This is a genomic window from Bradyrhizobium cosmicum, from assembly GCF_007290395.2.
Lineage (GTDB): Bacteria > Pseudomonadota > Alphaproteobacteria > Rhizobiales > Xanthobacteraceae > Bradyrhizobium > Bradyrhizobium cosmicum.
In genome coordinates this window covers 612,867-628,944 of record NZ_CP041656.2, presented here as the reverse complement: position 1 = coordinate 628,944, position 16,078 = coordinate 612,867, and the positions used below count along the sequence as shown (strand labels likewise).

The following is a 16,078-nucleotide window of genomic DNA, read 5'->3' as shown; positions in this document are numbered from 1 at the left end:
CCGGAAATTTCACCTCTCCCCAGCGGGGAGAGGTGAAGAGAATGCCTCGGCATCCGCCTCAGCATTCCTTGGGATCGACGAGCCCGTCGCTGCGTCCGACGATCTCATAGTTACCGGCCTTGGCGACCGCGGTGTACATCTTCATCTTGCAGTGCCGCTTGCCCGGCACCATCTCGGCGGGTCCGCCCGGACCTTCGGCGATCTTGGCATGGTCGAGCGCGGCGGCAACCGAATCGCGATCGACCTTGCCGGCCTCCTTGACGGCGGCTTCCCACAGCTTCAGGCCGCGATAGGTGCCGGTCGCGGCGCTACCGGCGGCGAACAGGAAGTTGCCCGGAAAATCCTTCTCGTAGGCCGCCTGGATCTTGGCGTCGAAAGGATTCTCCTTGGTCAGCACCTTGAAGTAATCGAGGCAGCTGGCCAGGCCCTCGATCTCGGCGGCCTGGTTGATGTTGAGGGTGTTCTCGTCATAGTAGACGCAGGCGAGCCTGCCGCCGTTCTTGAGGAAGCCCGCTTCATAGAGCTGCTTGAAGAACGGGCCGACGCCCGGCGGAATGACGGTGTTGAAGACGACGTCGACCTTGTTGGAGATGATGCGGTTAACGGTCGAGGAGAAGTCGACCTGGTCGAGCGGGTAATATTCCTCGAACACGACTTCGCCGCCGTTCGCCTCGATCACCTTGCGGGCGTAGACGTTGAGCGTGTGCGGCCAGACATAGTTGGCGCTCGGCAGCGCGAACTTCTTGCCGCCGTTCTTGATCAGCCAGGGAATGAATTCGTCGCACTGCTGAGCCGGCGTCGGACCGGTGCAGAACAGGTAGGGCGTGCACTCCTTGCCTTCGTAGAGCTGCGGATAGATGTAGAGCGTCTTGCCGCGCGCCACGATCGGGTCCTTGATGGCGTTGCGCATCGAGGAGGTGATGCCGCCCAGCACCATGTCGACCTTGTCGCGCTGGATCAGCTTGCGCACATTTCCGACGGCGACGGACTCGTTCGACGCGGTGTCCTCGATGTAGAGCTCGAGCGGACGGCCGAGCAGACCGCCGGCAGCGTTCATGTCCTTGATAAGCATCTTGGCGACATTGGCGTCCGCCGTGCCGGCATAGGCGATCGGGCCGGTGAGGTCGGTGGCGATGCCGACCTTGATCGGGCCTTCCGCCGCGTTGGCCCAGGGCGCCGGGATCACCCAGCTGCCGACGCCGGTCGCGACCGCGCCGGTCGCAAAGGCGAAATTCGAGAGGAAACGACGGCGCGTGAGATTGGTACGATCAGCAAACATGCTTAAACCCCTTTTCCAGCGATGAGGCCCTGTGGCCGGAATTTGATGAAGACAATGGCAAGAACGAAGACGAGGACGTCGGCGACGACGGGCGCCATCACCCATGGCAGCGCGGCGCTGAGCGTGCCGATGACGCCGGCACCCGCGACCGGTCCGATGAAGGAGCCGACGCCGCCGACCATGACCGCGACAAAGCCCTGGATCAGGAAGCGCAGGCCGAGATCGGCGTAGAGGCTGAACACCGGCACGATCAGCGCGCCGGCAAGACCGGCGAGCGCCGAACCGAACGCGAAGGTGGCGCCGTACATCAGGGGCGTTGAAATGCCCGAGGCGCGCGCCAGCAACGGGTTCTCCAGCGTGGCGCGCATGCGCAGGCCGAAGCTCGTGCGCGACAGCAGGAGATAGCAGCCCGCCATCACCAGCAGCGTGATGACGATGATGGTGAAGCGCCAGGCCGAGATGTGCATGGCGCCGATATCGATGGAGCCGCCGATCGGCTCCGGCACGGTGAGATAGAAGCCGCCGATCAGCCCGCGCACGGCCTCGCGGATGATGAGCCCGAGCGCATAGGTGCCAAGCATCGCCACGATGGGCGCGGCGTAGAAGCGGCGGATGATCAGCGCTTCCAGCGCGAAGCCGAGCGCGCCGACCACGAAGGGCGCCGCGACCATGCCGGTCCAGATCGGCATGCCCTTGGCGTAGGCGAGATAAGTGATGTAGGCCCCAAGCAGAACGAACTCGCCCTGCGCGAAGTTGAAGATCCCCATCATGCTGGCGATGATCCCGAGCCCCAGCACGATCAGGACGATGATCGCGCCAAAGCTCAGGATCTCGAACGCCGCGACGAACGCGTTAGCCATGCTTTGCTGTTCCGTCCGTCTGCATTGGTGCTTCCCTCACATCTTCTTCCAGTCGCCGATCTGCTCGAAGGCATGCGCGGCGCGGTAGATGGTGGATTCCTCGAACATCCGGCCGACCAGCATCAGGCCGACGGGCAGGCCGTCGACCATGCCGCAGGGCAGCGACATCGCGGGATGATGGGTGATGTCGAACGGCGCGGTGTTGGAGATCATCTCCAGCGCCCGGGCGACGTAATCCTCACGGCTGGCGGTCGGCTCCGGTAATTTTGTCGCCTTCATCGGCGTCGTTGGCAGCAGCAACAGGTCGTATTCGGCGAAGGCCTTGTCATAGGCGGCGGTGAGACGGCGGGAGATGTTGAGCGCCTTGCCATAGTAGCGGGGACCGAAGGTGTTGTTGATGTAGGTGCCAAGCATCAGGAACAGCTTCGTCGTCTCCGACAGCGAATCCGCCTGCCGGCGCCAGCCGCGATGGAAATCCATCAGCGAGGTCGAATAGAGGTCGGACCGGGAGAGGCCATAGCCATCGCCGTACATCATGGTCTGGGTCATGCCCTCGGTGCCGATCGGCGTCCAGATCGCAGGTCCAACGAGATGCATCGGAATCGACACGGTCTCGACGGTGGCGCCAAGGTCCTTGAAGCGCTTGGCGGCTTCCCGCACGCTCTCATTCACGGCGGATTCGGCGGTCACCTGCTCGAAGCCTTCCTTGAGGATGCCGATCTTCATGCCCTTGACACCCTGACCGAGCGCCTTGGTGTACTCCTCGACCTTGGGCGCCTTGATGCGGGGATCGTAGCCGTCGTCACCGGCCAGCACTTCCAGCAGCAGCGCGTTGTCGGCAACGGTGGCGGTCATCGGACCGGTGTGATCGACGAAAACCTCGATCGGCATGATCCCGGTGTAGGGGACCAGGCCCCAGGTCGGCTTCATGCCATAGGTGCCGCAGAACGAGGACGGCATGCGGATCGAGCCGCCCTGGTCGCCGCCGATCGCCATGTCGACCTCGCCAAGCGCGACGACGACGCCGCTGCCCGAGGACGAGCCGCCGGCCGAATAGCCCATCTTGTGCGGATTATGCACCGCGCCGACCGCACCGGTGTGGCTGCCGCCGGACATGCAGAAGGATTCGCAGTGGGTCTTGCCGGCGATCTCGGCGCCAGCATCGAGCATGCGGGTGACGATGGTGGCGTCAAAATCGGGGACGTAGCCTTCCAGCGTCGCCGAGCCATTCATCATGGGCACGCCTGCAAGCATGATGTTGTCCTTCAGCGCGACGGTCTTGCCCTTGAGCTTGCCGGAGCCAGCGCCCTTCACGGTCGACTTGCGGTACCAGGCATTGCGCGGATTCTCTTCCGGCGAGGGCCGATAGCCCGGCGTGCGCGGGTATTTGACCTCCGGCACTTCGTCCGGCATCGCGCCCACGAGATTGTAGGCGTCGATCGAGCCCTGCATCAGGCCGCGAAACGAGGTGACGTCTTCATCGGACAGCGCGAGGCCGCACTGCTCGGCGACGGTGCGCAATTGGGCTGGCGTGGGAAGGGCAACGGTCACGGCGTTCTCCTTGAGGCTTCTTGGTCCCTGGCTTTGGACGAAAGCCTCCCGGTCACGCTTGCACAGCGCGGGCCAATCGGCTTCGCGTCGATACTACAGACGGAAATATTTTCCTTTTCAAGCATTATTTCGCAAATCGCCCGCGCCGGATGTGCGGCCGCCTCTCAGAGCGTCTTGACGAGCTTGAAGTCGAGGCCGTCAGCTTCGGCGAGATACATCGGCATCTCGGCCCGGCCGTCGCGCAGGGTCACGGGGCCGCGGGCGGCCGTGTAGACCGTGTTGCGCGCCGCCTTCAGCAGCGGACGCAACCCCAGCGAACCGGCCCGATTGGCGACCGTCTCCAGGAAGCGCAGCCCCTCGTAATTGGACTGGCCGACCGAGCCGACCGGCGGGGCATGCGGACCGAACATGGAATAATAGGCGCCGAGGAACTCGTCATTGGCGCGCGAAGCCATGCCGCTGAAATAGCCGGAGGCGCAGAACAGGTTCGCGGTGTTGTCGGCGCCGATGCCCAGCAGCACGGTCTCGTCCATCGCACCCGCGAGCCGCAGCGTCGAATTGGCGAGACCCGCGTCCGCGAAGGCACGATTGAAGGTGATGCTGTCGGTGCCGATCAGCGAGATCAGCACGACATCCGGCTTGGCGGCGCGGATGCGCGCCAGATGCGCCTCGTGATTGTCCTCGCCGACGGGGACGAACTCCTCCCCGACGACTTGGCCGCCGGCCTCCTTGATGTAGCGCTTGACCGAACGATGCGACTGCCAGGGCCAGACGTAATCGCTGCCGATCAGATACCAGCGCGCCGCCTTCTTGACGTCGGTGAGCCAGTGGATGGCGGGGCGGCTCTGCCAGCGCGGCGTCTCGCCGATCGCCATCACGCCCGGCGTGCGCTCGCCACCTTCATAGACCGGCGTGTAGATGTAGGGGATGCGGTTGCCCGTGACCTCGCGCAGCGCGACGCGGACGGCGCTGATATGCGAGCCCATGATGAGATCGACCTCATCGAAGGCGATCGCCTGCTCGGCGCGCCGCACGACCTCGTCGATCGGGCCGCCGGAATCGTAGATCGACAGCTCAAGCTCGCGACCGAGGATGCCGCCGCGCTTGTTGATCTCGGCGACCGCCAGCATCGCGCTGTTGGTGGAGGTCGGACCCCATATCCCTGGCGAGCCGGTGAAGGTGAGGAAATTGCCGATGCGGAGCTTGTTGCGCGCGCCGCGGCGCTTCATGAAATGCGCGTCGATTGGCGACAGGTCGAAATCCGCTGCCGACGACGACAGATTCCTGAACAGCATGGACGGCGGCAACGCCGGACCGCCGTGAGCCGGGAAGTTTACCGTCGCGCGCACGCCAACTCCTGTCCGGTACCAGACCTGAAAGCACAATGAGCAGGCGGTCGCGGCTTCCGCCCTTTTGTTGTGCAATGATCCTATTTTGAAAATATTGAATGTTCAAGAATTGAAGTGCATATAGAAGCAGCATCGATTGCAAGACATTCACTCATTTGGGTCAAGACGAAGTCTTAGCCGTGGCAAAACCGAACTCTCCGATCACCGAACACCTCGCCTACCTGCTCGCGCAGGCCAACCGGGAGATCAACCGGCAGTTGGAACTGCGCTTGAGCAAGGAAGGCGTTCCCGTCGAACAATGGCGCATCCTGAAGGTGCTGTCGGATGGCAACGGCCATTCGATGGGCGAGCTTGCCGACGCGGTGCTGCTCAATCATCCGACGCTGACCAAGATGATCGACCGAATGGTTTCCGACACACTGGTCTATCGCGTGCAGGACCCGAACGACCGCCGCAAGGTGCTGATGTTCATCTCCGACCGCGGCAAGGTGCTGTGCAGGAAGCTCAACTCACTCGCGGTGGACCAGGAAGAGCACATCCTGGAGAGCTATGGCGACAAGTCGACGAGTGAGCTGAAGCGGTTGCTGGAGAGCTTGATCGACAGCTCGAATTGAGCGGGCACATCTTCGCACGCGCCTGCGGATTCAACCTGCTACCTTGGGTCGCATTTGGGAACAAAAGCGAGGATCTCGGGTTGTCTTGCGCTCGATGTCCTATTCCGGTCCGGGTGAATTACTGACGTGGTCGCAAATGACGCCCTCCGTATTGATTGTTGAAGACGAAATCTTCGTGGCCACCGACATTGCACGCATTCTGGAAGATGCGGGCTATCGCGTGGCCGCGATTGCAGCCGACCGCGAGGAGGCTTTGGAGGCAGGTCCGGAGGCCGAGATTGCTCTTGTGGACATCAATTTGCGCGACGGTCTGACCGGGCCGCAGATCGCGCTCGAACTGTCGCGGAAGTACGGGACCAAGATCTTCTACGTCACCGCCAACCCCAAGCAAATCGCACCCAAAGCCGACACCGCGATCGGATTCATCCGGAAGCCGTTCAGCGATGATGCAATCCTGGCGGCGATCCACCACGCATGCGGGGAGGCCGAACGGTCCAGTTCGGCAGAGATTACGTTATTTACGGCGTAGGACGGCTCATCGAGCTTTTGGGGATTGCGGCCACGACGTGCAATCCGCCCGGTTTCCATGTGTTTGAAATACGCCCTCCGAGCTGGTTTGAAACGCTCAACTCGATCAGCTTCGACCCGAAGCCCTCGACGCTCGGCGCCAGATCGATGGTCGGACCTCCGCTCTCGCTCCATCCAATGACGACATCCTCGGCCGACTCGCTGATGTCGATGGCAACGCGCCCCTCGAGCGTCGAAAGAGCACCGTACTTTGCGGCATTTGTCGCCAGTTCGTGAAACGTCAGGGCAAGCGGTGTGGCGGCGCGGTCGTCGATACGACAGTCTCTTCCCGTGATCAGAATACGCCGCGGGTCTGATTGATAGGCGGACAAAAGCTTGTCCAGCAGGCCTTTCAGCGTCGCCTGCGTCGCGCTCGGCCGGGATCTGGCACTGTGAGGACGCACGAAGTCGTGCGCTTTTCCCAGCGACATGATGCGTGAACGAAGCTCGTCGGCCAAACCCTTCATCTGGGGGTGCACACGCGTCGACAGCCCGATCAGCCCGTTGATGACGGAGAAAATGTTCTTGATGCGATGGCTCAGCTCCTGGCTGACCATCTCGCGCTGCTCCATCAGCAGCTTCTGCTCGTGGATGTCGGTGCAGGTTCCGAACCAGCGGGTGATTCGGCCCTCCGCATCGCGGATCGGCAGGGCCCGTCCCAAAGTCCAACGATATCCGCCGTCCGCAGCTCTCAAACGATATTCGATTTCGTAAGGCTCGCCGGTTCTCAGAGAGTGTCGCCAGCGCTCCCAGGCGCCGTCCTGATCGTCAGGGTGGAACATTCCATTCCAGCCCTCACCGTCGGTGGAGCCCTCGGGAACCCCCGTGAATTCGTACCATCTCGCATTGTAGTAATCGTGGTGCCCATCGGGCAGCGTCGACCACACCATCTGCGGCATCGTGTCTGCAAGGATGCGAAACTTCTGCTCTGTCTCCGACAGCGCCTGCTTTGCGACGGCCTCGTTGGTCCGCTGAATCTTTGTCTTCTTGCGAAATCCCATCGCGGTCATGACCTGAGCCGCCATCACGCGCAGGCCTTGCTCCTGCAATGGCGTCAGGCCGGCTCTGGGGACGCGATCGATTACGCAGAGCGAACCGAGCGGAAATCCGTCATCGGTCACGAGCGGAGTGCCGGCGTAGAACCTGATCATGGGCTCTCCGGTCACCAGGGGATTGTCCGCGAACCTTGGGTCCTTGGTGGCATCAGGCACGACCATCAGGCCGGCGCCCAACATGGCGTGCGCACAGAACGACGTTTCACGCGGTGTCCCGGATACGTCGAGGCCTTGCTTCGCAATGAAATGTTGCATCGTGTCGCCGACGATGCTGACGAGACATATCGGGGTCTGACAGAGTGCCGCCGTGAACGACGTCAGCTCGTCGAACCCCACATCCTCCGGGGCATTTTCGAGATCATGCGCCTCGAGGATCGCGGACCTGGACGGAGTGGAATTCTCTGCGGAAGTCATGAAACCGTCTCAAGCCCATTAACACGCGCAACCAGGTTAGCCTTCAAATCCTGCGGAGGCGTCGCGAATGGCTGGCCCGACTCAAAATTCCGTTACGAGAAATTAATTCCGCAACGACCGACTGCATTGCTTTCCGCAGCAAGACAGGCAAGCGGAGCACCCGCCTGGCACGCTATCAATCACAACATCAATCGTTGCAGGGAGTTCCCGGCATATTCAGCGGCGCCATGACGTCGGCCCAGCGCAACCGTCGCCCCGACCGACGCCGAAAAGCCGCTCTACGCATACCGCCCGTGGCAGTGTTTGTACTTCTTGCCGCTGCCGCACGGACAGTCCTCGTTGCGGCCGATCTTGCCCCAGCTGGCAGGGTTCTTCGGATCGCGCAGCGCCGCGTCGGTGGCCTGCGGCGCGAGCGAGACGTTGGCGACGGCCATTTCGTCTTCGCCGGTGTTCGGGTCGAACTTGTGCGCTTCCATCGGCGGCAACACCGGCGCTTCCTGCTCCGGCGGGACGATCTCGACGCGCATCAGCTGCGCGGTAACGGCCTCGCGCAGATGCGCGCTCATCTCCTGGAAGAGATTGAAAGCCTCGGTCTTGTACTCCTGCAAGGGATCGCGCTGGCCGTAGCCGCGCAGGCCGATGACCTGACGCAGATGGTCGAGCATGACCAGATGCTCGCGCCAGAGATGGTCCAGCGTCTGGAGCAAAATGGTCTTCTCGACGTAACGCATCACGTCGGGACCCCATTGCGCGACCTTGGCCGCCATGTGCTCGTCGGCCTTGGTCTCGATGCGGGTCAGCAGTTCCTCGTCGGCGATGCCCTCTTCCTTGGCCCATTCGTCGACGGGCAGGTCGAGGCCTAGCACGCGCGTCAGCTCGTCCTTCAGGCCGGCGACGTCCCACTGCTCGGCATAGGCATGCTCGGGCACGTGCTTGGCGACCAGGTCATCGATGAAGGCATGACGCATGTCGGTGACCGTTTCGACGACGCTCTCGTCCTTCATCAGGTCGACGCGCTGATCGAAGATCACCTTGCGCTGGTCGTTCTGGACGTTGTCGAACTTGAGCAGGTTCTTGCGGATGTCGAAGTTGCGCGCCTCGACCTTCTGCTGCGCCTTCTCCAGCGCCTTGTTGATCCAGGGATGGATGATCGCCTCGCCTTCCTTCAGGCCGAGACGCTGCAGCATGCTGTCGAGACGGTCCGAGCCGAAGATCCGCATCAGATCGTCTTCCAGCGACAGGAAGAACTTCGATCGGCCGGGATCGCCCTGACGGCCGGAACGGCCGCGGAGTTGGTTGTCGATGCGGCGGGATTCGTGGCGCTCGGAGCCCATGATGTAGAGGCCGCCGGGCTTCTTGATGGTCTTGGCGGGCTTGCTGCCCTTCGCCGGCTCGATCTCGACTTCTTCCTCGGCCTTCAGCACGATCTCACGGAAATGCTCGATGTCGGCCTTGATCTGCTCGATCTTTTTGGCCTTCTCGGCCTCGTCCGTGATGCCTGCGGTCTCCTGCTGAATGCGCATCTCGAGCGAGCCGCCGAGCTTGATGTCGGTGCCGCGGCCGGCCATGTTGGTCGCGATCGTGATGGCACCGGGAACGCCGGCTTCGGCGACGATGTAGGCTTCCTGCTCGTGGAAGCGCGCGTTGAGCACGGCGAACAGCTTCGCCGGCTTGTTGGCGCGCGCCGCGGCGTACAGCTTCTGCATCGAATTCTCGCTGCCGAAATCGATCTGCCGGTAGCCGTGCTTCTTGAGGTACTCGGCAATCACTTCCGACTTTTCGATCGAGGCGGTGCCGACCAGCACCGGCTGCAGCCGCGCATTGGCGCGCTCGATTTCGGCCAGGATCGCGGCGTATTTCTCGTTCTGGGTGCGATAGACCTCGTCGTCCTCGTCCAGGCGGCCGACCGGCACGTTGGTCGGGATCTCCACGACTTCGAGCTTGTAGATGTCGAACAGCTCGTCGGCTTCGGTCAGCGCCGTGCCGGTCATGCCGGCGAGCTTCTCGTACATGCGAAAGTAGTTCTGGAAGGTAATCGAGGCCAGCGTCTGGTTTTCCGGCTGGACCTGGACGTGCTCCTTGGCTTCCAGCGCCTGGTGCAGGCCTTCCGAATAGCGCCGGCCGGCCATCATGCGGCCGGTGAACTCGTCGATGATCACGACCTCGTCGTCGCGGACGATGTAGTCCTTGTCGCGGGTGAACAGCGTGTGGGCGCGCAGGGCCTGGTTGATGTGGTGCACGACGGAGACGTTCTCGACGTCGTAGAGCGACTCGCCCTTGAGCTGGCCGGCATCGCGCAGCAGCCCCTCGATCTTCTCCATGCCGGCTTCGGTCAGCGTCACCGTGCGCTGCTTCTCGTCCACGTCGTAGTCGGTCTTGTCGAGCTTGGGCAGGAACGAGTCGATGGTGTTGTAGAAATCCGAGCGGTCGTCGAGCGGGCCGGAGATGATCAGCGGCGTACGCGCTTCGTCGATCAGGATGGAGTCGACTTCGTCGACGATGGCATAAAAGTGCGGCCGCTGGACCATGTCCTCGAGCCGGTACTTCATGTTGTCGCGCAGATAGTCGAAGCCGTATTCGTTGTTGGTGCCGTAGGTGATGTCGCAGGCATAGGCCGCCTTGCGCTCGGCATCGTCGAGGCCGTGGACGATCACGCCGGTGGTCAGGCCGAGGAAGCCATAGATCTGGCCCATCCAGCCGGAGTCGCGGCGGGCGAGGTAGTCGTTGACGGTGACGACGTGGATGCCCTTGCCGGCGAGCGCGTTGAGGTAGACCGCGAGCGTTGCGACCAGCGTCTTGCCTTCGCCGGTCTTCATCTCGGCGATGTCGCCCTCGTGCAGCACCATGCCGCCTATCAGCTGGACGTCGAAATGGCGCTGGCCAAGCGTGCGCTTGGCGGCCTCGCGCACGGTGGCGAAGGCGGGCACCAGCAGGTCGTCGAGCGTCTTGCCCTCGGCGAGCTGCTGCTTGAACTCGGCGGTTCGGGCCCTGAGCGCCTCGTCCGAGAGTTTCGAGACCTCTGGTTCCAGCGCGTTGATCGCGTTGACGCGGGACTGATATCCCTTCACCCGCCGGTCGTTGGCGGAGCCGAAAAACTTGCGGGCGAGCGCGCCGATCATGCCTTGTTCCTGTGTTCGCGATTCAACCGCGGTGCAGCCAAGAAGTTGTCACCCGCCTGCCTATCAACTCACCGTGACGCCTGATGGCGCCAGAGCCCGGACTGCGGGGGTCATCCGCCATATGGGTGGGAATTGGGCAAGCCTGGGTTCAACGGCCAAAAACGCAGCAAAATAAACGCCATCGCCATGGTCGCGACCGGGCAGAGATATGGCCCGGTCAGGGCCTTGTCAACGGCAGCCGCATTGCGGCTAATTCATCATTTTGACAGACTTTTCGCGTTGCCAAGCCCCCCTGAATTGGGCGAGTGTCCGCCCGCTTCGAGCAGCCCCCTGCTTCAACAAAAGGATTTTCCATGACCACCTCGTTCCCGGTAACCAAAACCGGCCTGCGCTTCGGCCTCGCCACCGCCCTCGTGGGCTGCCTTGCGCTGGCGCTGATCGCGGGTCCCGGCCGGGCTGCCGACGATCCGGTCCTGGCGAAGGTCAATGGCGCGGAAATCAAGAAGAGCGACGTCGCCATGGCCGAAGAGGAACTCGGGCCGAGCCTCGCCCAGATGGACCCGGCGACCAAGGACGAGAACGTCCTGTCGTTCCTGATCGACATGAAGATCGTGTCCAAGGCCGCCGAGGACAAGAAGGTCGCCGACAGCGAGGAGTTCAAGAAGCGCCTGGCATTCGCCCGCAACCGCCTGCTGATGGACAATTTGCTGGCTCAGGAGGGCAAGGCCGCCACCACCCCCGACGCCATGAAGAAGGTCTATGAGGAGGCCTCCAAGCAGATCACCGGCGAGCAGGAAGTGCGCGCCCGCCACATCCTGGTCGAGACCGAGGACGAGGCCAAGGCGGTGAAGGCCGAGCTCGACAAGGGCGCCGATTTCGCCGAGCTCGCCAAGAAGAAGTCCAAGGATCCGGGCTCCGCCGACGGCGGCGACCTCGGTTTCTTCACCAAGGAGCAGATGGTGCCGGAATTCTCGACGGTGGCCTTCGCGCTCGAGCCGGGCAAGATCTCCGACCCCGTGAAGTCGCAGTTCGGCTGGCACATCATCAAGGTCGAGGAAAAGCGCAGCCGCAAGGCGCCGGACTTCGAGCAGGTCAAGGCCCAGATCGAACAGTACGTCACCCGCAAGGCCCAGGCCGACTACGTCGCCAAGCTGCGCGCGGAAGCCAAGGTCGAGCGCACGGACCAGCCGGCGGCGGACGCCAAGCCGGCCGACCCCGCCAAGCCTTCCGACGCCAAGCCGTCCGACAGCAAGATGGCGCCGCCCGCGAAGAAGTAAGAATTCGCTGTCACTTCGCGGACGCCAATAGTATCTAACGTCGCAATGGCCGGGCAAATGCCCGGCCATCTGCATATCCAGACCTCATCAAGGCGCCACACGATGTCCTCCTCCGTCTCCCCGCTCGCTCCGAAACACGTTCCCGATTTGCCCACCATCGCGGGCGTCCGTCTTGCGACGGCAGAGGCCGGCATCCGCTACAAGAACCGCACCGACGTGTTGCTGGCGATAATGGACAAGGGCACCGCGGTCGCCGGCGTCTTCACCAAGTCGAAATGCCCGTCCGCCCCGGTGGAATGGTGCCGCGCCAAGCTGAAGGGCGGCAAGGCGCGCGCCCTCGTCGTCAATTCCGGCAACGCCAATGCCTTCACCGGCAAGACCGGCCGCAGCTCGACCGCGCTGACCGCGAAGATCGCGGCCAAGGCCGTCGGCTGCAGCGAGAGCGAAATCTTCCTGGCCTCGACCGGCGTGATCGGCGAGCCGCTGGATGCGACCAAGTTCGACGGCGTGCTCGGCGGTCTCGCCGAGACCGCCGAGGCCGGCGATTATCTCGCCGCCGCCAAGGCGATCATGACCACCGACACCTTCCCCAAGGTCGCGACCGCGACCGTCAAGCTCGGCAAGGCCAAGGTCACCATCAACGGCATGGCCAAGGGCGCCGGCATGATCGCCCCGGACATGGCGACGATGCTGTCCTTCATCTTCACCGACGCGCCGATCGCGCCGGCCGCACTGCAGGCGCTGCTCAAGGCCGGCGTCGAGGACACATTCAACGCGGTGACGATCGACGGCGACACCTCGACCTCGGACACGCTGCTGGCCTTCGCGACAGGCGCCGCCGCCGAGCACGGCGCACCTAAGATCAGCCGCGCCAGCGATCCCAGGCTAAAAGCCTTCGTCAAAGCCTTCAACCAAGTGCTCGCCAACCTCTCCGAGCAGGTCGCCCGCGACGGTGAAGGCGCGCGCAAGCTGGTCGAGATCACCGTCGAAGGCGCCAAGACCAAGGCCTCCGCGCGCAAGATCGCGATGTCGATAGCCAACTCCCCGCTGGTGAAGACCGCGATCGCCGGCGAGGACGCCAATTGGGGCCGCGTGGTGATGGCGGTCGGCAAGGCCGGCGAGCCGGCCGATCGCGACAAGCTGTCGATCTCGTTCAACGGCATCCGCGTCGCCAAGAGCGGCGCGCGCGACCCATCCTATGACGAGGCGCAGGTGTCGGAAGCGATGAAGGCGCCGGAGATCGCGATCAAGGTCTCGCTCGGCCTGGGCAAGGGCCGCGACCGCGTTCTGACCTGCGACCTCACCAAGGAATATGTCGCGATCAACGGGGATTACAGGTCGTAAGCAAACGCCGATGGCCGATCTCAAACTGACACTGGTGGTAGCTTGCGCGCTGGTCGATGCCGACAAGCGTGTCCTGATCGCGCAGCGCCCCGAGGGCAAAACGCTGGCCGGCCTCTGGGAGTTTCCCGGCGGCAAGTGCGAACCCGGCGAGCGGCCGGAGCAGAGCCTGATCCGCGAGCTCCACGAGGAGCTCGGCATCACCGTCGCCGAGCCGTGCCTGGCGCCACTGACCTTTGCCAGCTACGCCTACGAGACCTTTCATCTGTTGATGCCGCTCTATATTTGCCGGCGCTGGGAGGGCCAGGTCACACCGCGCGAAGGCCAGACCCTGGCCTGGGTCCGTGCCAACAAGCTGCGCGACTATCCGATGCCGCCGGCGGACATTCCGCTGATCCCGCATCTGATTGACTTGTTGATGTGAGGCCGACGGACTCACCACGCGCTCGGCGTCATGCCGGGCTTGTCCCGGGCATCCACAATCTTCGTGCCTGGCTGAAAGACGTGGATGGCCGGGTCAAGCCCGGCCATGACGGAGGAGAGCGTCTACGTCTCCCCCGCCTTCTTCACCGCCTCCGCCAGGCTCGCCTTCGCCGAACCCGGTTTCAACGGCTGCTGCTGGCTCGCATGCGGGGCCCAGCCCGACAGCCAGATGATGTCGAACGTCGCGCGGATACGGCCGTCCGCATCGGCGAAGCGCTCGGCGTAGATTTCGGCCATACGCAGCAGCGTCGCGCGGCGGCTGGGTGTGCGGCGCCGTTCGATCAGCACGTTGGCCGCGCCCATGCGGCGGAGATCCTGCATCAGCGCAAAGGCATTGCCATAACGCACGACGACGCGATCGACGTCGGTCACCGGCAACGCAAAGCCCGCCCGCTGCAGCAGCGCGCCGATGTCCCTGAGATCGGCGAACGGCGCCACCCGCGGCGACACCCCGCCCTCGCATTCGGCCTCCGCCGCAGCAAAGGCCTGGCGCAGCTCGGTCAGGCTGTCGCCGCCGATCATCGCGGCGAGCAGCAAGCCGTCCGGCTTCAGCGCACGACGGATTTGCGTGAGCACGCCTGGGAGGTCGTTGACGAATTGCAGTGCCAGCGCCGAGACGACGAGATCGAGGCTTTCGGGAGCGAAGGGCAGCTTCTCGGCGCCAGTCGGATCGAGTGCGATCCGCTCGATGGCAGGAAGCCGCGTGCGCAGCCCGGCGAGCCCTTCGCCTGGCGTCCAGAGATCGGCCGCCAAGTGAAACTCTCGCATCACTGCGGCTAACCGGTCGGACATGTCCTCTGCCACACGTGCCAGCAGGAAGCTCACGGCACCTTGCGCCTGCGCGCGCCGCTGCCGCGCATGCAGCAAAGCGCGGTCGAACAGGGCGGGCGGGGTTTGTGGGGTCGAAGCCATGCCGCTGGTTACGCCGATCACGGCGGTTCTGGCAATCCACCCCGTGTGGCGCTAGCTTCCCTCATGGAAGCCGACAACGGCCCTCGCGTTCCAAGCCAATAATCCGCGCCAGGTGCGCGGCGCGCCGGAGTATCCGACGATGGTCACTTGTTATCTGCGATACGAAGTCCCGCCGGACAAGCTCGCCGAATTCGAGGCTTACGGCAGGATGTGGCTGGAACTACTGCCTAGATTCGGCGGCATTCACCACGGGTATTTCCTGCCCTCGGAAGGGGCGAGCGACGTCGCGCTGGCGATGTTCAGCTTCCCGAGCTTCGCGGCCTACGAGCAATATCGGAAAGACAGCGCCGAAGATCCGGACGTCCAGAGGGCGATCGCCTTTGCAAAGGAAACGCGCTGCTTCCGCCGTTATGAGCGATCGTTCTTCCGACCCGTGCTCCCGAACACGCCCTAGGCCGATGGAGGCAGAGGCATCACGCTTCATTTCGAGCTATCTGCGCGGCGCACTCGGCGCCGGCCGCCACGTGCTGTCGCGGGCGGCACGGCTCGCGCTCGACATTGCGCTGCCGACGCTGTGCGTGTCCTGCCGCGAGCCGGTCGACGGCGAGGGGGTGTGCGCGGCGTGCTGGGCGCGGCTGTCGTTCATCGAGCGGCCCTATTGCCCGCGGCTCGGCATTCCCTTTGTTTATGATCCCGGCCCCGACATGCTGTCGATGGAGGCGATCGCGAGCCCGCCGGCCTACCAGCGGGCGCGCGCGGCGGTTCGATATGACGACGTCGCGCGCACGCTCGTACACGCTCTGAAGTACCAGGACCGCACCGACCTGGCCCCCGCCATGGGCCGCTGGATGGCGCGCGCGGGGAGCGAACTGCTTGCAGGGGCCGACATGCTGGTGCCGGTGCCGCTGCACTGGCGCCGGGCCTGGCGGCGCCGCTACAACCAGTCCGGGGCGCTCGCGCGGATCATCGCGCGGCAGAGCGGAGTCAAGGTGCGCGGCGAGGTGCTGCGCCGGGTGCGCGCCACGGAGCAGCAGATCGGCCTGTCGCGGGCCCAGCGCGCCACCAATGTGCAGGGCGCATTCCAGGTATCCGCCGACCGTCAGGCCGAGGTCCAGGGCCGCCGCATCGTCCTGATCGACGATGTCCTGACCTCGGGCGCGACGCTGGACGCCTGCGCACGGGCATTGCTCCGCGCCAAGGCGGCCCAGGTCGACGTGCTGGTCTTTGCCCGGGTTGTGGAGATCAGGTGAAGTCCCA

14 protein-coding genes are annotated in these 16,078 nt (G+C 64.0%); 7 read left to right on the top strand and 7 right to left on the bottom strand.

The window, feature by feature from the left end:
* Window positions 1–58 precede the first annotated feature (58 nt).
* The 4 genes from FNV92_RS02890 to FNV92_RS02875 form a co-directional block, all read right to left on the bottom strand.
* A complete protein-coding gene (locus FNV92_RS02890; protein ID WP_143842338.1) occupies window positions 59–1,279 on the bottom strand; it encodes a substrate-binding protein in 1,221 nt (406 codons plus the stop codon).
* A 2-nt stretch (window positions 1,280–1,281) separates the two neighbouring features.
* Window positions 1,282–2,139, bottom strand: coding sequence for a branched-chain amino acid ABC transporter permease (locus tag FNV92_RS02885; RefSeq protein ID WP_143842339.1), 858 nt, complete (start codon window positions 2,137–2,139; stop codon window positions 1,282–1,284).
* A 36-nt stretch (window positions 2,140–2,175) separates the two neighbouring features.
* A complete protein-coding gene (locus FNV92_RS02880; RefSeq protein ID WP_143842340.1) occupies window positions 2,176–3,690 on the bottom strand; it encodes an amidase in 1,515 nt (504 codons plus the stop codon).
* Between the two features lie 164 nt (window positions 3,691–3,854).
* On the bottom strand, window positions 3,855–5,039 hold the full coding sequence (locus FNV92_RS02875; protein ID WP_168213381.1) for a substrate-binding domain-containing protein: 1,185 nt from the start codon (window positions 5,037–5,039) through the stop codon (window positions 3,855–3,857).
* A gap of 179 nt (window positions 5,040–5,218) precedes the next feature.
* On the opposite strand from FNV92_RS02875, the gene FNV92_RS02870 reads away from it, so the two are divergent.
* Both FNV92_RS02870 and FNV92_RS02865 read left to right on the top strand, forming a co-directional pair.
* Window positions 5,219–5,653, top strand: a complete 435-nt coding sequence (locus FNV92_RS02870) for a MarR family winged helix-turn-helix transcriptional regulator (RefSeq protein WP_014439232.1) — start codon at window positions 5,219–5,221, stop codon at window positions 5,651–5,653.
* 94 nt (window positions 5,654–5,747) lie between these two features.
* Window positions 5,748–6,182, top strand: coding sequence for a response regulator (locus FNV92_RS02865; protein ID WP_244623817.1), 435 nt, complete (start codon window positions 5,748–5,750; stop codon window positions 6,180–6,182).
* Here the strand turns inward: FNV92_RS02865 and FNV92_RS02860 are convergent.
* Window positions 6,172–7,689 (bottom strand): PAS domain-containing protein, encoded by a 1,518-nt coding sequence (locus FNV92_RS02860; RefSeq protein WP_143842341.1) that lies wholly within the window; start codon window positions 7,687–7,689, stop codon window positions 6,172–6,174. The genes FNV92_RS02865 and FNV92_RS02860 overlap by 11 nt on opposite strands.
* Before the next feature lie 278 nt (window positions 7,690–7,967).
* Window positions 7,968–10,808: a preprotein translocase subunit SecA gene (gene secA, locus FNV92_RS02855; protein WP_014439231.1), complete on the bottom strand. Its 2,841-nt coding sequence runs from the start codon at window positions 10,806–10,808 to the stop codon at window positions 7,968–7,970.
* Window positions 10,809–11,161: 353 nt separating this feature from the next.
* On the opposite strand from secA, the gene FNV92_RS02850 reads away from it, so the two are divergent.
* The 3 genes from FNV92_RS02850 (at window position 11,162) to FNV92_RS02840 (ending at window position 13,850) form a co-directional block, all read left to right on the top strand.
* The gene (locus tag FNV92_RS02850; protein WP_014439230.1) at window positions 11,162–12,085 is read left to right on the top strand and encodes a peptidylprolyl isomerase; all 924 of its coding nucleotides are present in this window, start codon (window positions 11,162–11,164) and stop codon (window positions 12,083–12,085) included.
* A 102-nt stretch (window positions 12,086–12,187) separates the two neighbouring features.
* Window positions 12,188–13,429: a bifunctional glutamate N-acetyltransferase/amino-acid acetyltransferase ArgJ gene (argJ, locus tag FNV92_RS02845; protein ID WP_014439229.1), complete on the top strand. Its 1,242-nt coding sequence runs from the start codon at window positions 12,188–12,190 to the stop codon at window positions 13,427–13,429.
* 10 nt (window positions 13,430–13,439) lie between these two features.
* Window positions 13,440–13,850 carry a (deoxy)nucleoside triphosphate pyrophosphohydrolase gene (locus FNV92_RS02840; protein ID WP_143842343.1) on the top strand — a complete coding sequence of 137 codons (411 nt, stop codon included), beginning with the start codon at window positions 13,440–13,442 and terminating at the stop codon, window positions 13,848–13,850.
* Window positions 13,851–13,972: 122 nt separating this feature from the next.
* Here FNV92_RS02840 and FNV92_RS02835 read toward each other — a convergent pair whose 3' ends face one another.
* Entirely contained in the window at window positions 13,973–14,821 is an 849-nt protein-coding gene (locus FNV92_RS02835) for a methyltransferase domain-containing protein (protein WP_143846108.1), read from the bottom strand.
* 139 nt (window positions 14,822–14,960) lie between these two features.
* On the opposite strand from FNV92_RS02835, the gene FNV92_RS02830 reads away from it, so the two are divergent.
* Together FNV92_RS02830 and FNV92_RS02825 are read left to right on the top strand one after the other, a co-directional pair.
* Window positions 14,961–15,275, top strand: coding sequence for an NIPSNAP family protein (locus FNV92_RS02830; RefSeq protein ID WP_143842344.1), 315 nt, complete (start codon window positions 14,961–14,963; stop codon window positions 15,273–15,275).
* A 4-nt stretch (window positions 15,276–15,279) separates the two neighbouring features.
* Window positions 15,280–16,071 carry a ComF family protein gene (locus tag FNV92_RS02825; RefSeq protein ID WP_143842345.1) on the top strand — a complete coding sequence of 264 codons (792 nt, stop codon included), beginning with the start codon at window positions 15,280–15,282 and terminating at the stop codon, window positions 16,069–16,071.
* Window positions 16,072–16,078 lie beyond the last annotated feature (7 nt).